Source organism: Chromobacterium aquaticum (assembly GCF_021129195.1).
In the GTDB taxonomy this organism is placed as follows: domain Bacteria; phylum Pseudomonadota; class Gammaproteobacteria; order Burkholderiales; family Chromobacteriaceae; genus Chromobacterium; species Chromobacterium aquaticum.
In genome coordinates this window covers 1-554 of record NZ_JAJOHW010000175.1, presented here as the reverse complement: position 1 = coordinate 554, position 554 = coordinate 1, and the positions used below count along the sequence as shown (strand labels likewise).

1 protein-coding gene is annotated in these 554 nt (G+C 61.6%); it reads left to right on the top strand.

The window, feature by feature from the left end; translation table 11 throughout:
- The coding region (locus tag LQT98_RS22000; RefSeq protein ID WP_231465204.1) for a GTP-binding protein at positions 1-554 on the top strand (554 nt) is incomplete at both ends.

Here is a 554-nt window from a genome sequence, read left to right as displayed (position 1 = left end):
CTGGTGTGCTCGGCCGCTGACGGTCCGATGCCGCAAACCCGCGAACACATCCTGCTGTCCCGTCAGGTTGGCGTTCCGTACATCATCGTGTTCCTGAACAAGGCCGACCTGGTGGACGACGCTGAGCTGTTGGAACTGGTTGAAATGGAAGTGCGCGATCTGCTGTCTTCCTACGACTTCCCGGGCGACGACACCCCGGTGGTGATCGGCTCCGCTCGTCTGGCGCTGGAAGGCGACCAGTCCGAATACGGCGAACCGGCCATCTTCAAGCTGGCTGCTGCCCTGGATTCCTACATTCCGACTCCGGAACGCGCCATCGACAAGCCGTTCCTGCTGCCGATCGAAGATGTGTTCTCGATCTCCGGCCGCGGCACCGTGGTAACCGGTCGCGTAGAGCGCGGCATTGTTAAAGTCGGCGAAGAACTGGAAATCGTGGGCCTGAAGGCTACCGCGAAGACCACTTGCACCGGCGTGGAAATGTTCCGCAAGCTGCTGGACCAAGGTCAGGCAGGCGACAACGTTGGCGTGCTGCTGCGCGGCACCAAGCGTGAAGA